Below are 15,968 nucleotides of genomic sequence, written 5' to 3'. Positions count from 1 at the left end.
TCGATTTTCACGAAGTGTAGGTCGCCATGCTCAATTACCGACAACTGCACTACTTCTGGGTGGTGGCCAAGACAGGCAGCATCGTGCGCGCCTGCGAGCAACTGAACCTCACGCCGCAGACCATCAGCGGGCAGATCAGCCTGCTCGAACATACCTATGGCATCGCATTGTTTCAGCGGGTAGGACGCCAGCTGGAACTCACCGAGGCCGGGCGCAAGGCCCTGCCCTACGCCGAACAGATGTTCCAGACCGGCAATGAACTGGAGGCGATGTTGCGTGCGCAACCGGATGAACAGCAGATCCTGTTCCGGGTCGGGGTGGCGGATGTGGTGCCCAAGTCCATTGTTTACCGGCTGATCGCGCCCACCATGGAGTTGAGCGAGCCGCTGCGCATCACCTGCCGCGAAGACAAGCTCGAACGGTTATTGGCAGACCTGGCGATCCAGCGCCTGGACCTGGTGATCTCTGACAGCCCGATGCCGACGCACCTCGACATCAAGGGCTACAGCCAGAAACTGGGCGAATGCGGCATCAGTTTTTTCGCCACCCAGGCCTTGGCCGACCGGCATCCCGGCGCTTTCCCACACTGCTTGCAGGGCGCGCCATTGTTGATTCCGGGCGCGGAGACGGTGGTGCGCAGCCGTTTGCAGCGCTGGTTTGCCGAGCAGCAGATCCAGCCGAAGATCATCGGCGAGTTCGACGACAGCGCTTTGATGCAGGCCTTCGGCCAATCCGGCAGCGGCATATTCATCGCCCCCAGCGTGATTGCCGACGAGGTGGTGCGCCAGTACGGCGTGGCTTTAATTGGCCAGACCGATGCGGTGACCGAGTCGTTCTACGCCATCTCGGTGGAGCGCAAGGTCAAGCACCCCGGCATCGTGGCGATTACCGAAGGCGCACGACGCGAGTTGTTTACCGCCCTGCCCTGACCGCCAACGCAGACACAAAAAAACCGGAGTGGCTCATTGAAGATCCACCCCGGTTTTTTTGTAAATGGCTGCTTAGAACGCGCCCATGTAATCACGCTTGCCCACTTCCACACCGTTATGACGCAGCAGTGCATAGGCCGTAGTGACATGGAAGAAAAACTGCGGCAGGCCGTAGGTCAACAGGTAGGACTGGCCAGTGAAGCGCTTCTCTTTCGGTGTGCCTGGGCGGGTGACGATCTCGATGCCTTCCTTGCCGTCGATCTGCTCGGGCTTGAGGGTGTCGATGAAGGCCAGCACCTTGGCGATCAGCGCTTGCAGGTCGGCGAAGGTGACTTCGTTGTCCTCGTACTTGGGCACGTCGATCTCGGCCAGGCGTGCCGAGACACCCTTGGCGAAGTCGACGGCGATCTGCACCTGGCGCACCAGTGCGAACATGTCCGGGAACAGGCGCGCCTGCAGCAGCGCGTTCGGCTCGATGTTTTTGGCGGTGGCGTGGGCTTCGGCTTTGTTCAGCACATCGCTCAGGGCGCTGAGCATTTGCTTGAAGACCGGGATTGAGGCGGCGTACAGGGAAATAGTCATGACAGTCTCACGGTTATGGCAGGGTTTGAACCAGCGTCGATTATAGGCATGCCAGCCGCTTGTCTTTTATTTTTTCCGGCATAGGCTAGTGCTCTCACTGCATAGGGAAAGCGCGATGACCGCCGAGCACGACACCGACACCCCTGAGCCGCGCCTGAACAGCACGGAAATCCGCATCCTGGGCTGCCTGATCGAAAAACAGGCGACCAACCCGGAAACCTACCCCCTGACCCTCAACGCGCTGGCGCTGGCCTGCAACCAGAAGACCAGCCGCGAGCCGGTGATGAACCTGAGCCCGGGTCAGGTCGGCCAAAGCCTGCGCGTACTCGAAGGTCAGGGCTTTACCCGGCTGGTGATGGGCAGCCGCGCCGACCGCTGGGAACACCGTGTGGAAAAAGCCCTGGAACTGGTGCCGGCCCAGGTGATTCTTATCGGCCTGCTGTTTCTGCGCGGGCCACAGACGGTCAACGAGTTGCTGACCCGCAGCGGGCGCATGCATGACTTTGAAGACGCCGAGCAGGTGATGCACCAGCTCGAACGCCTGATTGCGCGAGGCCTGGCGCTGTTGGTACCGCGCCAGGCGGGGCAGCGCGAAGACCGCTACACCCATGCGCTGGGCGACCCGGCGGATATCGAAGTGATCATCGCGGCGCGCGGAAGTCCGGTGGAACGTGGGGCGCAGGGCGTCCCGGTCGAGCGCATTGAAGAACTGGAAGCGCGCATTGCCGCCCTTGAAGAGCGCCTGGCACAGTTGGAACGGGCGTAACGCGGTGACCTAGGTGAGAGGGGGCTTGCTCCCGATGGCGAAGTGTCAGTCACTGAATTTGTTGCTGACCCACCGCCATCGGGAGCAAGCCCCCTCCCACATTTGGATCGGCACAGGGCTTCAACCCCGGGCGAAGGCGACTGCCGCCTCGAATTGCTCATTCGTCGGCCGTACGCCGGTGTAAAGCACAAACTGCTCCAGTGCCTGAATCGCGATCACCTCCAGCCCGGTAATCACTCGTTTGCCTTTGGCCCTGCCTCGCAGGATGAACGGCGTTTCGGCAGGAATCGCCACCACATCGAACACCGTGTCCGCGCTATCCACCGCATCGGCGTCAAACGCCAACTGATCCGCTTCCGATCCGCCGGTCATGCCGATCGGGGTCACGTTGATCAGCATCTGCGGGCGCAGTTCGCCCAGGTGCGCCTGCCATTCATAGCCCAGGTTCTGCGCCAGCGCCCGGCCCGCCGCTTCGTTGCGCGCCACGATCACGCCGTTGGCATAGCCGCCATCGCGCAGTGCACTGGCCACAGCTTTGGCCATGCCGCCGCTGCCGCGCAGGGCAAACGTGGAATCCTTGGGCACCATATGTTTTTTCAGCAGTTGTTCGATGGCGATATAGTCGGTGTTGTACGCCTTGAGATGGCCATCGGTGTTGACGATGGTGTTCAGGGAATCAATGGCTTGAACCGACTCGTCAAGTTCGTCCACCAAGGCAATGGCAGCCTCCTTGAACGGCATGGACACCCCGCAACCGCGTACACCCAGCGCCCGGATGCCGCCGATCGCGCCGCGCAGATCGCGGCTGCTGAAGGCCTTATAGTAGAAATTCAGGCCCAACTGCTCGTACAGATGGTTATGGAAACGCAGGCCAAAATTTCCGGGACGCGCCGACAGTGACATGCACAGCTGGGTGTCCTTGTTGGGGTGCATCTGCATGGTAGCTCCTTGAAAGTAAGCAAATCGGTACAGACCTTACACAACCTTTACCTGGCGGCTGTGCTGTTTTTCAGAAATACGTTGTCTTAAAAGTATCCCCGCGACATTACTTGAGTCTATTGATTGCAGACCACAAGCGCAGGGGCTAACCGAGGAATGACCATGATGCGTAAACTCCCCAGGATCGCCTTGCTTATCGGCGCACTCGCAATGGCCGGCCAAGCCTCCGCCCACGGTGGTGGATGGGGTGGCCCTGCCGTCTTGGGTGCACTGGTGGGCGCCGCCGTAGTGGGCTCCGTGGTGGCCAACCAGCCCCGTGAGGTCTATGTGCAACAGCAACCGGTGTATGTGCAACCGCAGCCGGTCTATGCGGCGCCGCCACCGGTCTACTACGCCCCGCCGCCGCCGGTGTATGTGCAGCGCGAGGTCTATTATCGCCCGGCGCCGGTCTATTACGGCCCACCGCGCGGCTATTACGGACCTGCCCACTACTACGGTCCTCCCCATGGCTACTACGGCCGCGGCTGGTAAGCGTCATCACCTTGTATGAACAGGCCCCGCCCACACGCGGGGCCTTTTTTTGCGCGCAATTCATGGGGGCTACGTCCGACTCAGCCGCGTGGGGGTCGTTTTGAGGACAGCGACCAACGCGTAATCCCACATCATTGATGTCAAAGTCTGCTTGCTTGACCGGGGCCGGCGCTGGCATGTTGGAGCCACTCACACGCTCATCACCGCGCCTGTCCACCCAATAACAACAAAGGACGACTGACCATGCCCACGCAAAACCCACACCGCACCGCAGGCCTGTGCACATCCAGCAAGGTCTACAACGCATTGACCGAACTCAAGCACCTGGAAGGCCACCGCAACGCGAAGTTCCTGGCGTTGCTGGCGGAAAATCTGGTGCGCAAAGGCGTGCTCAGTGAAGCGGAAGTGGTGCACATGCTTGATCAGGTGGTGGAGTAACGCCTGGCGTTGATGACGACTATCGAGACAGATGATTTTTCCCGTGCCTTCATGCCGCTTAAGGTAGCCCCATCATCACGTTTGGAGGTCTGTATGCCCACCACCGTTCACATCATGTCCGTCGTCGGCACCGCCGTTCCCGCTTCCCTGCGCAACAGGGGTCTGCTGGCCTGCTGGTACCTGGTAAGCAATGGCGAGCCCATCAGTGGCCCGCTCCTGTCACTGTCTGACGCAAAACAGCAGCTGCAACAAACGTCGCTTCGCGCTTAAGGCAACGGCAACTTGACCCGCGGCTTGGTCTCCACAAACAGCGCCCAGCTGGACATGAACAGCGCTGCCACCAGCGGACCGATCACGAAGCCGTTGAGGCCAAACACCGACAGACCGCCCAGGGTCGAGATCAGGATCAGGTAGTCCGGCATCTTGGTGTCCTTGCCGACCAGAATCGGGCGCAACACGTTGTCGACCAGGCCGATCACGAACACGCCGAACAGCCCCAGCACCACACCCTGCCAGATCGCCCCGCTGAGCAGGAAGTAAACCGCCACTGGCGCCCAGACAATCCCCGCGCCGACCGCCGGCAACAAAGATAGAAACGCCATCAGCACGGCCCAGAGCAGCGCGCTGGGAATGTCGAGAAACCAGAAAATCAAGCCGCCCAGCGCGCCCTGAGTCACCGCCACCAATACGTTGCCCTTGACCGTCGCCCGCACCACCCGGTTGAACTTCAATTGCAGGCGACGCTTCTGCGGCTCGGCCAGCGGCACCGCGGTACGCACCTTGCGCACCAGCTCCGGGCCATCGCGCAGCAGGAAAAACAGCAGATACAGCATGATGAAAAAGCTCACCAGGAAATCAAACGTACCCTGGCCAAAGCTGAACGCCTGTGACGCAAAAAACTGGCTGCCCTGCATCGCGCCCTTGACGATCTTTTCGCGCAGCCCCTCCAGATTGCCCATGCCAAACCGGTCCAGCAGGTGCTGGAAGTAAGGCGGCAGGAAGTTCTTGAACTGCTCGATATAACCGGCCACATCCAGCTTGCCGCTTTCGATGTTCTTGTACAGCGTGGCGCCCTCCTGCACGAGCAGGGCGCTGGTGATGATCACCGGCAGGATCGCGATCACCAGACACGCCGTCAACGTGGTCAGGGACGTGAGGTTGCGGTTCCAGCCGAATTTCGTCTGCACGCGGCGCTGCATGGGCGCAAAGATGATGCCGAGGATCACTGCCCAGAACACCGCGCCGTAGAACGGCAGCAATATCCAGATGAACGCCACGGTCACCAGGACCAGCATCAGCAGCAGGGTTTTGAATTGAAGGTTGGTCGCGTTCATGTCCGGTCCGTGTGAAAAAAGCGGGGTGCATCCTGCTGCTTAGTCCGCAGCGAATCCTGCGAGTGCCATCTTTGTTGCACTGAGCGTAGCCGCCGTACATCGGTCGATGGCGGCGTTCGCCTCAGAGGGTCATCGCGGCGATCCAGCCGAAGGCCAGCAACGGGATGTTGTAGTGCAGAAAGGTCGGCACCACGGTGTCCCAGATATGGTGATGCTGGCCGTCGATGTTCAGGCCGGAGGTCGGGCCGAGGGTGGAGTCGGAGGCAGGCGAACCGGCGTCGCCCAGCGCGCCGGCCGTGCCGACGATGCACACGATGGCCAGCGGACTGAAGCCCAGTTGCACGCACAGCGGCACGAAGATCGCTGCGAGAATCGGCACCGTGGAAAACGACGAGCCAATGCCCATGGTCACCAGCAGGCCCACCAGCAGCATCAACAACGCCCCCACCCCACGGCTGTGGCCGATGAAGGCCGCCGAGGTTTCCACCAGCGAGCGCACGTCACCGGTGGCCTTGAGCACTTCGGCAAAGCCCGACGAGGCGATCATGATGAAGCCGATCATCGCCATCATTTTCATGCCTTCGGTGAACAGATCATCGGTTTCGCGCCAGCGCACGATGCCCGATACCGAGAAAATCAGGAACCCGGCCAAAGCGCCGATGATCATCGAATCCAGCCACAACTGAATGATGAACGCCGAGGCAATCGCCAGGCCGGCCACCAGCAGGGTCAGCGGGTTGTATTGCACGGCCACCTGCTCGACACGCTCGATTTTCTCGAGGTCATACACGCGCTTTTTGCGGTAGCTGACAAACACGGCCACCAGCAGGCCGACCACCATGCCCAGTGCCGGCAGGCCCATGGCGTGGGTGACGTTGACCTGGCTTACGTCCACCCCGCTCTTGGCCACGTTGGCCAGCAGGATCTGGTTGAGAAAGATATTGCCGAAGCCCACTGGCAAGAACATGTACGGCGTGATCAGGCCGAAAGTCATCACGCAGGCGATCAGGCGGCGGTCCAGTTGCAGCTTGGTCAGCACATACAGCAACGGAGGCACCAGCAACGGGATGAACGCGATATGGATCGGCAGGATGTTCTGCGAGGCAATCGCCACCACCCACAGCAGTCCGATCAACAGCCATTTGACGTGGCTGCCACCAGTGGCTTCCTGGCGATCGACCAGCATCAGCGCTTTGTCCGCCAGCGCATGGGCCAAGCCGGATTTGGCAATCGCCACCGCGAAAGCACCGAGCAATGCGTAGGACAGGGCCACGGTCGCACCGCCGCCCAAGCCGCCGTTGAACGCCTGAAGCGTGGCCTCGATGCCCAGGCCACCGGTCAAGCCGCCCACCAGCGCGCCAATAATGATGGCGATGACCACATGCACGCGGGACAGGCTGAGCACCAGCATGGTGCCGACCGCGGCGATGACTGCGTTAATCATGGTTACCTCAAGCAGAAACATAAAAAGACAGGCATGCCCGCGCGCGCAGCCAATGAATAGGGCGACCGGCGAACAGGTTTCAAGGAGGTCTTGTTAGAGGGCGCGCACTTTGCAGCAGGCAGGGCCGCATGTCAAAAAACGGCGCCGTTTTCAGGTTCGATGGATCAGTTGAATAAAGAATCTTTCGCCGCAGCCGACACAGTAGTTCTCTGTGCCTTCAGGTTAAGGATGCTTTTTGATGTCCCTTAGACAACTGTCCATTCAATGGAAAATCACCCTGCTCGCCGGTTTGTGCCTGCTGGGCATCGTCACCCTGCTCGTGGGCCTGTCGCTGTATCGCATGGAACACAGTTCGGCACAGGTCAAGGCGGCCAGCATGCAAATGCTGGATGAGGCGGCGCAGGCTCGCATCGAGGCACAGGGTGAGGGACAGGCACTGAACATTCGCCGGCAGTTCATGGACGCCTACCAGTACGGCCACGGTTTTTCCCGTCAGGTACTGTTCCTGCGCGAACAGGCCGAAAAACGTTTTCTCGACGCCTTCGACACGCGCGAAGACCTGACCCGGCAGGTCAAGGCCGCATTGCAGGCCAACCCCGATCTGCTCGGCCTGTCCCTGGTGTTCGAAAGCAATGCACTGGACGGCAAGGATGAGCTGTTCGCCAATCAGGCCGAACTGGGCAGCAATGAAAAGGGACGTTTCGCGCTGTACTGGTCGCAACCGACACCGGGCAAGATCACCTCCATGGCGCTGCCGGAAAGCGACATGGCCGATGTTTCCGTCGGTCCCAGTGGCGAGAAGGCCAACGCCTGGTTCACGTGCCCGCGCACCACCCTCAAACCTTGCGTGATCGAACCGTATTTTTATGTGATCGACGGGCAAAACGTGCTGATGACCAGCATCGTGTTTCCGCTGATGGTCGATGGCAAGGTCGTCGCTTCACTGTCGGTGGACATCAACCTCAACAGCCTGCAGGCGGTGAGCCAGCAGGCCAGCCAGAAACTGTATGACGGCCAGACCCAGGTCAGTATCCTCAGCCCCACCGGTGTGCTCGCCGGCTACAGCCCGGATGCGAGCAAGCTCAGCCAACGCCTGGACCAGGTCGACCGCACCAGCGGCGCGCAACTGATCAGCGCACTCGCCGGAAGCACCCAGGTACGCAGCCTGCGCGCCGATCATCAATTGAAAGTGCTTGCGCCGTTCACCCCCATTCCAGACGGCAAACCCTGGGGCGTGTTGCTGGATGTGCCGGAAAAAGTCCTGATGGGCCCGGCCGAAGCGCTGAAGGCGCAACTGGATGCCGACAACGCCCGCGGCACCTGGCTGGAGTTAAGCCTGGGCCTGCTGGCCGCCGTGCTCGGCCTGATCCTGGTGTGGCTGATGGCCCGCAGCGTGACACGGCCGATCCTCGGTGTGGCGCGCATGCTGGAAGATATCGCCAGCGGCGAAGGCGACCTGACCCGCCGCCTGGCCTACGCCAAACAGGATGAGCTGGGGCAACTGGCCGGCTGGTTCAACCGTTTCCTCGACAAGCTGCAACCGATTATTGCCGAGGTCAAACGCTCGGTGCAGGACGCCCGCGGCACCGCTGACCAATCCGCCGCGATTGCCACTCAGACCAGCGCCGGCATGGAACAGCAGTATCGCCAGGTCGATCAGGTGGCCACCGCCTCCCATGAGATGAGCGCCACCGCGCAGGACGTGGCCCGCAGTGCCGCTCAGGCCGCTCAGGCCGCACGCGATGCCGACCAGGCGACCCGCGAAGGCCTGACGGTGATCGACCGCACCACGCGTAATATCGGTGAGCTTGCCGCTGATATGAGCACCGCTATGGCTCAGGTCGAAGGCCTGGCCGTCAACAGCGAGAAAATCGGCTCGGTGCTGGAAGTGATTCGCGCCATTGCCGAGCAGACCAACCTGCTGGCGCTAAATGCTGCCATTGAGGCCGCCCGCGCCGGTGAGGCCGGTCGCGGCTTTGCGGTGGTGGCCGACGAAGTGCGCAACCTGGCGCGGCGCACTCAGGAGTCGGTGGAAGAAACCCGGCGGGTGATCGAGCAGTTGCAAGGCGGCACTGAAACCGTGGTGGGCGCCATGGGCAACAGCTATCGCCAGGCCCAGGGCAGCGTCGAACAGGTCGGCCAGGCGGTGACCGCACTGCGTCAGATTGGCGAGGCGGTCACGGTGATCAGCGACATGAACCTGCAGATCGCCAGCGCCGCAGAAGAACAAAGCGCGGTGGCCGAGGAGATCAACAGCAACGTGGCGACGATCCGGGATGTCACCGAATCCTTGTCGGAGCAGGCCAATGAGTCGGCGCGGGTGAGCCAGGCATTGAACAGCCTGGCCAATCAGCAACAGGGGTTGATGGATCAGTTCAGGGTGTAAGCCTCAGGAGGCAACGGCACCAGCAGCCTCCGTGGCGAGCGGGCTTGCCCTAATGCCGTTCAGTTAAGCGCAGATTCCCTGTGGCGAGCAGGCTTGTCCTGCGTTGGGCTGCGCAGCAGCCCCAAAGCCAGGCGCTGAGCCGTATCAGGTACACCGCGTTTTGCTCGATTGGGGGCGCTTCGCACCCCAACGCGGGGCAAGCCCGCTCGCCACAACAAGCCTGCTCACCACTGGGATGTGGCTGCCTGAAATAGCGCGTACGCAGTCATTACTTCAGCTTGAGCGCTTCCCCCGCACCTTGGTTTTTGGCAACTCAGGAATGGCGTTTGGGTAGCTCGATCAGTACCTTCAGGCCACCCAATTCGGATTCCTGCAACTGCAACACCCCTCCCCACACCTCGGCGATGTCACGCACGATGCCCAGGCCCAGGCCGTGGCCGTCGATCTGTTCGTCCAGGCGGGTACCACGGCTCAGCACTTGCTGCCGCTGGGCCTCGGGAATACCCGGGCCGTCATCTTCCACGGCCAGCAGGTAACTCTTTTCGGTTTCGCTGATCGTCAGCCGTACGTCGGCATCCGCCCATTTGCAGGCGTTGTCCAGCAGGTTGCCGAGCAGCTCCAGCAAATCTTCGCGGTCCCACGGCAGTTGCAGTCCGGGAGCAACCTGGTAGCTCAGGCCCAGGTGTTCGCCGTGGATCATGTTCAAGGTGGCGAGCAGGCCCGGCAGCTCCTGTTCACAGTCAAACAATGCACCCGGCAGGGTTTCGCCGGCCAGGCGCGCGCGGTTGAGCTCACGGTTAAGGCGTTGTTGCACCTGCTCAAGCTGATCACGCAGCAGTTTGCTTAACTGCGGGTGCTCCCTGAGCGCCTCGCTCGACGCCGCACTCAGCATCACGGCCAACGGCGTTTTCAGCGCGTGGCCAAGGTTGCCCAAAGCATTGCGTGAACGCTTGAGGCTGTCTTCGGTGTGGGCCAGCAGGTGGTTGATCTGCGCCACCAACGGCTCCAGCTCCAGCGGCACCTGGGTGTCCAGTTGCGAGCGCTGGCCTTGTTGCAGTTGGGCGATCTGGTTACGCGCGGTTTCCAGCGGGCGCAAGGCTCGGCGCACAGTGACCCGTTGCAGCACCAGCACCAACAACAAGGCCGCCAGCCCCATCACCAGACCGATCTGACGCATCAGCCGAAAGCTTTCGCGCACCGGCGTGTAGTCCTGGGCCACGCTGATGGAAATCGACTGGCCAAAGCGTTTGTAATCCGAACGCAATACCAGCAGTTGCTGGCCTTCCGGCCCCAACTGCAGGTTACCCTTCAGACCGGTCTCGGGCAGCCTGGGCAGTTCCTGGTCCCACAGTGAACGGGAACGCCAGTGTGTTTCGGCAAAATCGATACGGAAATAATGCCCCGAAAAAGGCCGCTGATAGGCCGGCGACAGGCGTTGCTCATCCAGCTGCACGCCGCCCGGCCCGCGCACCAGCGCCACCAGCAGGTTCTCGCTGTCGTTACGCAGACCGGCTTCCAGGTAGCGCTGCAATCCGGCCTCGAACAACCATAGGCTGGTTTGCGCCAGCACCACGCCGACGATCACCATCACGCTGATCAACCCCAGGCTCAGGCGCCGCTGGATCGACCTCATACAGGGCTGGCGCCAAACCGGTAACCCTGGCCGCGCCGGGTTTCGATCACACTGCGACCCAACTTGCGACGCAGGTGATTGACGTGCACTTCCAGCACATTGGAGTCGCGCTCCGTCTCACCGTCATACAGGTGCTCGGCCAGATGGCTTTTCGACAGGATCTGTTCGGGGTGCAGCATGAAATAGCGCAGCAGGCGAAATTCCGCGGCAGTCAGCTGGATTTCCTCACCGTCGCGCAGCACGCACTGGCGGCCTTCATCCAGATGCAGACCGGCCGCTTGCAAGGTCGGCTGGTTCGCGTGCCCATGGGAGCGACGCAACAGCGCCTGGATGCGCAGGTGCAGTTCTTCAGGGTGAAAGGGCTTGCTCAGGTAATCGTCGGCGCCGGCCTTGAGCCCTTCGATGCGTTCAGCCCAGGAGTCGCGGGCGGTCAGAATCAGCACGGGCGTGGCCAATGCCGCTGCGCGCCACTGCACCAGTACGTCGAGCCCGGGCAGGCCCGGCAGGCCAAGGTCGAGGATGATCAGGTCATAGGGTTCGCTGCGGCCCTGATACACGGCGTCGCGCCCATCGGCCAGCCAGTCGACCGCGTAACCCTGACGCTGCAGGCCAGCCAGCAGTTCATCGGCCAGCGGTACGTTGTCTTCCACCAGTAGCAGGCGCATCAGTCTTCCTTATCTTTGATCAGCACACCGGTGGTGGCGTCGAGTTTGATTTCGCGCACCACGCCGTCAGTCGTCACCAGTTCGACTTCATAAGCATACTCGCCGTGCTTTTTCTCAAGCTCCGCTTCCAACAGTCTGGACCCGGGATGCCGCGCCATCGCCTGCTGCAGCAGTTGCTCCAGCGGCAGGATCACTCCCTGCTGGCGCAGCGCCAGCGCTTCGTCCTGGTTGAGGTCGCGGGCGGCCAGGCTTGAGCAGAAGGCCAGGAGCACCAGCACTGCCAGACTCGCGACGCGTCGATATACCGTCATTACGTATCCTGATGATTCTTGAGAACGTGCCCGGAGAGCGCGTCCAGTTCAACGTCCCATTCGACGCCATGGGCATCCTCGATCTCGACCTCATAGATGTACCGGCCATAGTGCTCGTCCAGGTCGGTGTCCAACAGGGTCGAACCCGGATGCAAAGCCAGCGCCGTGGCTTCAAGCTGATCGAAGGCGACAATGGTAACAGCGCCGGGCACATTCGGTGGTTTGTCGGGGTTCACTGCCCACGCCTGCACCGCAAACGCAGCGATGATACCGGCGGCGACCAGCGCTGTGGGGCGCTTCATGATGAGTCTCCGTTTCAGGATGTATTTCCTACATCTGCGACGGTACGCGCTGCAACTTAACTCAAACTGAATTGCCACCATGGCAATTTTCCATAAGAAAAATCTCAACGTCACTCTGTTTATTCCGGATACACGCGTTATGGTTGGCGTTTTTCGCGAGCGAACTCGCTCCTTCAGTTTGAGACGTGTATGGCCGCTATTCATGTCAAGTTTTCCGCCCTGACCCTCAAGGCGGGTAAACGCGCATTCACCCGTATCCGTGAGCAAGGCCTTGGGCCTGCCGAGGTCGGCATCCTGCCGGGCGCAGCTGGCGGCCCCAAGGCTTTGGGAATCCAGGGTCTGGACCTGGCGCTGTTTGGCGACTGGCTGCGCCGTACACCGCGTGAGCGCGCACTGATCGGCGCGTCCATCGGTTCCTGGCGGTTTGCCAGCGCGTGCCTGCCCGACCCGGTGCAAGGCCTGCTTGATCTCGGGCGTCTGTATAACGAACAACGGTTTGCCAAAGGCGTGACCATTTCCGAGGTCACCCGCAGTTGCCAGCGCATGCTCGACGATCTACTGGCCGGCCGCGATGCACAGGTGCTGGACAATCCCGACTATCGGCTGAACATCATGGTGGTCAAAAGCCACGGCCTGCTCGCCGATGACCACCGCGGACGGCTGGGTCTGGGCCTGTCGTCGGTGATTGCCGACAACCTGCGCGCTCGCGCACGGCTGTCGCGGCATTTCGAGCGGCTGATCATCCACGACCCGCGCCAGGCGCCGCCGGTGCACCCCTTGAAGGATTTCCCGTCGCGCTTCATTGCGCTGGGTGTGGGCAACCTGCGCCAGGCGCTGCTCGCCTCCGGCTCGATCCCCATGGTGATGCAAGGCGTGCGCGACCTGCCCGGCGCAGGCGCAGGCACCTACCGCGACGGCGGCCTGCTGGATTACCACCTCGACCTGCCCTACAGCGGTGATGACATCGTGCTGTACCCGCACTTTACCGACCGGGTCATTCCAGGCTGGTTCGACAAGGGCCTGCCATGGCGCCGCAGCAGTCAACAGGGTTTGCAGGATGTGTTGCTACTGGCGCCCTCAAAGGACTACCTCGCTCGCCTGCCCCACGGCAAACTGCCTGACCGCAGCGATTTCAAGCGCTTCATGGGCGATGACGCCAGTCGCCACAAATACTGGCAAACCGCGATGAGCGAGAGCCAGCGGCTGGGGGATGAGTTTCTGCAATTGGCGGATAACGGCAGGCTGGGCGAGCGGCTGCTGGCCCTCTAAAACGGCAGGAGCGAGGGACGGTGTGCGCAGTGCGGGATCAAGCTGTTAAACTCGCCGCCTGCCAGATACCTGACCGAGCCGAAAATACCGTGGAAATCTTCAAAGAGTTTACGTTCGAATCCGCCCATCGCCTGCCCCATGTACCGGAAGGCCACAAGTGCGGGCGCCTGCATGGGCATTCGTTCAAAGTGGCGATCCATCTCAGCGGCGACCTGGATCCCCATACCGGCTGGATTCGCGACTTTTCGGAGATCAAGGCAATTTTCAAGCCGCTCTACGAACGCCTCGACCACAACTACCTCAACGACATCCCCGGCCTGGAAAACCCGACCAGCGAAGTGCTGGCCAAGTGGATCTGGACCGAACTCAAACCTCTGCTGCCGGAACTCAGCGCGATCCGCATCCATGAGACCTGCACCAGCGGTTGCATCTATCGCGGCGAGTGAGCGGTTGATGAATGGAAAGCCACCTGCGGGTGGCTTTTTTGTGCACGGTCACATACCAGTCATTTTTCGACGGAGCCCGCAACAATGATACGCCCCGCTACCGCCCACGATGTCACTGCCATTGAATTCATTGTCCAGGCCGCCTACGCGCCGTACATAGAGCGCATCGGTCGTAAACCCGGCCCGATGCTGGAGGACTATCACCAACGGGTTGCCTGCGGCGGGGTGCATGTGCTGGACGATGGCGGGCGGGTTCAGGGTTTTATCATCCTGGCCTTTGCCAGTAATGCGCTCTTGCTGGATAACCTCGCCGTCGACCCGAATGCCCAGGGCCTCGGGTTCGGGCGGCAGTTGATGGACTTTGCCGAGCAACAGGCTGTTCAGTCGGGCGCTACGAGCATCGTCCTCTACACCAATGAAGCCATGACCGAGAATATCGCGCTCTACACTCGCAGAGGCTATGTAAAAACCCATCATTGCGTCGAGAACGGCCTGCGCAGGGTGTATATGAGCAAACAACTCTGACTCAGCTAACGATCCAATGTGTCTCACTGCTGCACCGCTTTCGCGCTGGGTGAGCACCGGTCTTTCAGATGGCTAAAAGTACGGTGCAGTGATTATTGACCGCCTGCCGGTTTGGCACGCGCGGTGCAACACACCTGCGTCAACCATCAGGGAGCAAGGCACATGACGCAGCACGAACCGGGCAACGATTACCCTCTCAGCGAGGTCCCGCTGCATGCGCGCAAGGGCTTGGCGTCCACCGCGATGGTGCTGTTGGGGTTCACCTTTTTTACCGCGACCATGTTTGCCGGCGGCAAACTGGGTGTGGCGTTCAGCTTCGTCGATATGCTCGGTGTCGTGGCGTTGGGTAACCTGCTGTTGGGCATCTACGCTGCAGGACTGGGATACATCGCGTTCAAAAGCGGCTTGAACTCCGTGCTGATGGGCCGCTTCTGTTTCGGCGAGGTGGGCAGCAAGCTCAGCGACCTGATTCTCGGTTTTACCCAGATCGGCTGGTATGCCTGGGGTACCGCCACGGCAGCCGTGGTACTGGGCAAATATTTCGCATTGAGCCAGGGCAGCATGCTGGGTTTGATGGTGCTGTTTGGGCTGGTGTTCTGCGCGACGGCATACGTGGGGTATCGCGGCCTTGAGATCCTGTCGTATATCGCGGTGCCGGCGATGGGCATTCTGCTGTGCCTGTCGATGTGGGTGGCAACGGTACAGGTCGGCGGGCTGGATGGCCTGCTGGCGGTGGTGCCGACGGGTGAGTTGAACCTGTCCACGGCGATCACCCTGGTGTTTGGTACCTTTGTCAGCGGGGCGACCCAGGCCACCAACTGGACGCGATTTTCCCGCTCGGCCAGAGTCGCGGTGCTGGCCAGTCTGATCGGATTCTTTGTCGGCAATGGCTTGATGGTGTTGATCGGCGCTTATGGCGCCATCGTCTATCAGCAACCTGACGTGGTTGAAGTGTTGCTGCTGCAAGGCTTTGCCATGGCGGCGATGGCCATGTTGCTGCTCAACATCTGGAGCACTCAGGACAACACCATTTACAACTTCGCCGTGGCCGGTTGCAACCTGTTACGCACTCGCCGCCGCAAGACCGTGACCCTGGCCGGCGCAGTGATCGGCACCTTGCTGGCCTTGCTGGGCATGTATGACATGCTGGTCCCGTACCTGATTCTGCTGGGCACCGTGATCCCCCCGATAGGAGGAGTGATCATGGCAGACTTCTTCTACCGCTATCGTGGCCGTTACCCGCGCCTGGCCGTCGCCCGCCTGCCCGCCTTCAACTGGCCGGGACTGGCGGCATATGCCGTCGGCACCGTGCTGGCGTTCAGCTCGCCCTGGGTGGCGCCACTGGTGGGGATAGTCGCCGCGTCCCTGACCTACATGCTGCTCACCGCCGTACTGCACGTACGCGAACCATTGGCTGACGCGCAGGCATGAGCCTTACCCTTGCCGATGGTAATCTGTCGGCCGCCTG

Annotated in this window: 18 protein-coding genes; 10 read left to right on the top strand and 8 right to left on the bottom strand. The window is 61.4% G+C overall.

The annotated features are described in order from the left end of the window. The first annotated feature begins 26 nt into the window (after window positions 1-26). A complete protein-coding gene (gene nhaR / locus JOE32_RS01835; protein WP_209980913.1) occupies window positions 27-929 on the top strand; it encodes a transcriptional activator NhaR in 903 nt (300 codons plus the stop codon). 72 nt (window positions 930-1,001) lie between these two features. Here nhaR and JOE32_RS01830 read toward each other — a convergent pair whose 3' ends face one another. Then, complete coding sequence (locus tag JOE32_RS01830; RefSeq protein WP_057009041.1) at window positions 1,002-1,511, bottom strand: DUF1993 domain-containing protein; 510 nt, start codon at window positions 1,509-1,511, stop codon at window positions 1,002-1,004. 115 nt (window positions 1,512-1,626) lie between these two features. Between JOE32_RS01830 and JOE32_RS01825 the strand changes: the two genes are divergently transcribed. Then, a complete protein-coding gene (locus tag JOE32_RS01825; RefSeq protein ID WP_209980911.1) occupies window positions 1,627-2,277 on the top strand; it encodes a DUF480 domain-containing protein in 651 nt (216 codons plus the stop codon). 120 nt (window positions 2,278-2,397) lie between these two features. On the opposite strand, the gene JOE32_RS01820 is transcribed toward JOE32_RS01825, so the two are convergent. Then, complete coding sequence (locus JOE32_RS01820; RefSeq protein WP_209980909.1) at window positions 2,398-3,216, bottom strand: shikimate 5-dehydrogenase; 819 nt, start codon at window positions 3,214-3,216, stop codon at window positions 2,398-2,400. Window positions 3,217-3,372: 156 nt separating this feature from the next. Here JOE32_RS01820 and JOE32_RS01815 point away from each other — a divergent pair, with 156 nt between their 5' ends. The 3 genes from JOE32_RS01815 to JOE32_RS01805 all read left to right on the top strand — a co-directional run bounded on the left by JOE32_RS01815 (window position 3,373) and on the right by JOE32_RS01805 (window position 4,455). Continuing rightward, window positions 3,373-3,747, top strand: a complete 375-nt coding sequence (locus JOE32_RS01815; RefSeq protein WP_169896687.1) for a hypothetical protein — start codon at window positions 3,373-3,375, stop codon at window positions 3,745-3,747. A gap of 243 nt (window positions 3,748-3,990) precedes the next feature. Continuing rightward, on the top strand, window positions 3,991-4,185 hold the full coding sequence (locus JOE32_RS01810) for a hypothetical protein (RefSeq protein WP_209980906.1): 195 nt from the start codon (window positions 3,991-3,993) through the stop codon (window positions 4,183-4,185). A 93-nt stretch (window positions 4,186-4,278) separates the two neighbouring features. Then, window positions 4,279-4,455: a hypothetical protein gene (locus JOE32_RS01805; RefSeq protein ID WP_209980904.1), complete on the top strand. Its 177-nt coding sequence runs from the start codon at window positions 4,279-4,281 to the stop codon at window positions 4,453-4,455. Here JOE32_RS01805 and JOE32_RS01800 read toward each other — a convergent pair. After that, window positions 4,452-5,519, bottom strand: a complete 1,068-nt coding sequence (locus tag JOE32_RS01800) for an AI-2E family transporter (RefSeq protein WP_057009037.1) — start codon at window positions 5,517-5,519, stop codon at window positions 4,452-4,454. The genes JOE32_RS01805 and JOE32_RS01800 overlap by 4 nt on opposite strands. A gap of 121 nt (window positions 5,520-5,640) precedes the next feature. Further along, window positions 5,641-6,960, bottom strand: a complete 1,320-nt coding sequence (locus JOE32_RS01795) for a Na+/H+ antiporter NhaC family protein (protein WP_209990255.1) — start codon at window positions 6,958-6,960, stop codon at window positions 5,641-5,643. 241 nt (window positions 6,961-7,201) lie between these two features. Here JOE32_RS01795 and JOE32_RS01790 point away from each other — a divergent pair, with 241 nt between their 5' ends. Then, entirely contained in the window at window positions 7,202-9,349 is a 2,148-nt protein-coding gene (locus JOE32_RS01790; RefSeq protein WP_209980902.1) for a methyl-accepting chemotaxis protein, read from the top strand. A gap of 313 nt (window positions 9,350-9,662) precedes the next feature. Here the strand turns inward: JOE32_RS01790 and JOE32_RS01785 are convergent, their stop codons facing one another. Genes JOE32_RS01785 through JOE32_RS01770 form a run of 4 tightly spaced genes read right to left on the bottom strand, consistent with a single transcriptional unit; the run spans window position 9,663 to window position 12,260 of the window. Then, on the bottom strand, window positions 9,663-10,982 hold the full coding sequence (locus JOE32_RS01785; RefSeq protein ID WP_209980900.1) for a sensor histidine kinase: 1,320 nt from the start codon (window positions 10,980-10,982) through the stop codon (window positions 9,663-9,665). Then, window positions 10,979-11,647 carry a response regulator transcription factor gene (locus tag JOE32_RS01780; RefSeq protein ID WP_209980898.1) on the bottom strand — a complete coding sequence of 223 codons (669 nt, stop codon included), beginning with the start codon at window positions 11,645-11,647 and terminating at the stop codon, window positions 10,979-10,981. The genes JOE32_RS01785 and JOE32_RS01780 overlap by 4 nt, the downstream gene beginning before the upstream one ends. After that, window positions 11,647-11,958, bottom strand: coding sequence for a PepSY domain-containing protein (locus tag JOE32_RS01775; RefSeq protein WP_209980896.1), 312 nt, complete (start codon window positions 11,956-11,958; stop codon window positions 11,647-11,649). Before JOE32_RS01775 ends, JOE32_RS01780 begins: the two co-directional genes overlap by 1 nt. Next, entirely contained in the window at window positions 11,958-12,260 is a 303-nt protein-coding gene (locus tag JOE32_RS01770; protein ID WP_209980894.1) for a PepSY domain-containing protein, read from the bottom strand. Before JOE32_RS01770 ends, JOE32_RS01775 begins: the two co-directional genes overlap by 1 nt. A gap of 189 nt (window positions 12,261-12,449) precedes the next feature. On the opposite strand from JOE32_RS01770, the gene JOE32_RS01765 reads away from it, so the two are divergent. The 4 genes from JOE32_RS01765 to codB all read left to right on the top strand — a co-directional run bounded on the left by JOE32_RS01765 (window position 12,450) and on the right by codB (window position 15,931). Further along, window positions 12,450-13,529: a patatin-like phospholipase family protein gene (locus JOE32_RS01765; protein ID WP_209980891.1), complete on the top strand. Its 1,080-nt coding sequence runs from the start codon at window positions 12,450-12,452 to the stop codon at window positions 13,527-13,529. Window positions 13,530-13,618: 89 nt separating this feature from the next. After that, a complete protein-coding gene (queD, locus tag JOE32_RS01760) occupies window positions 13,619-13,975 on the top strand; it encodes a 6-carboxytetrahydropterin synthase QueD (RefSeq protein WP_003237990.1) in 357 nt (118 codons plus the stop codon). Window positions 13,976-14,059: 84 nt separating this feature from the next. Beyond that, window positions 14,060-14,500, top strand: coding sequence for a GNAT family N-acetyltransferase (locus tag JOE32_RS01755; RefSeq protein ID WP_209980889.1), 441 nt, complete (start codon window positions 14,060-14,062; stop codon window positions 14,498-14,500). 162 nt (window positions 14,501-14,662) lie between these two features. After that, window positions 14,663-15,931: a cytosine permease gene (gene codB / locus JOE32_RS01750; protein WP_209980887.1), complete on the top strand. Its 1,269-nt coding sequence runs from the start codon at window positions 14,663-14,665 to the stop codon at window positions 15,929-15,931. Window positions 15,932-15,968: the final 37 nt, after the last annotated feature.

It is taken from the genome of Pseudomonas sp. PvP025 (assembly GCF_017832155.1).
GTDB lineage: Bacteria > Pseudomonadota > Gammaproteobacteria > Pseudomonadales > Pseudomonadaceae > Aquipseudomonas.
This window is presented reverse-complemented; position numbering and strand designations above follow the sequence as displayed.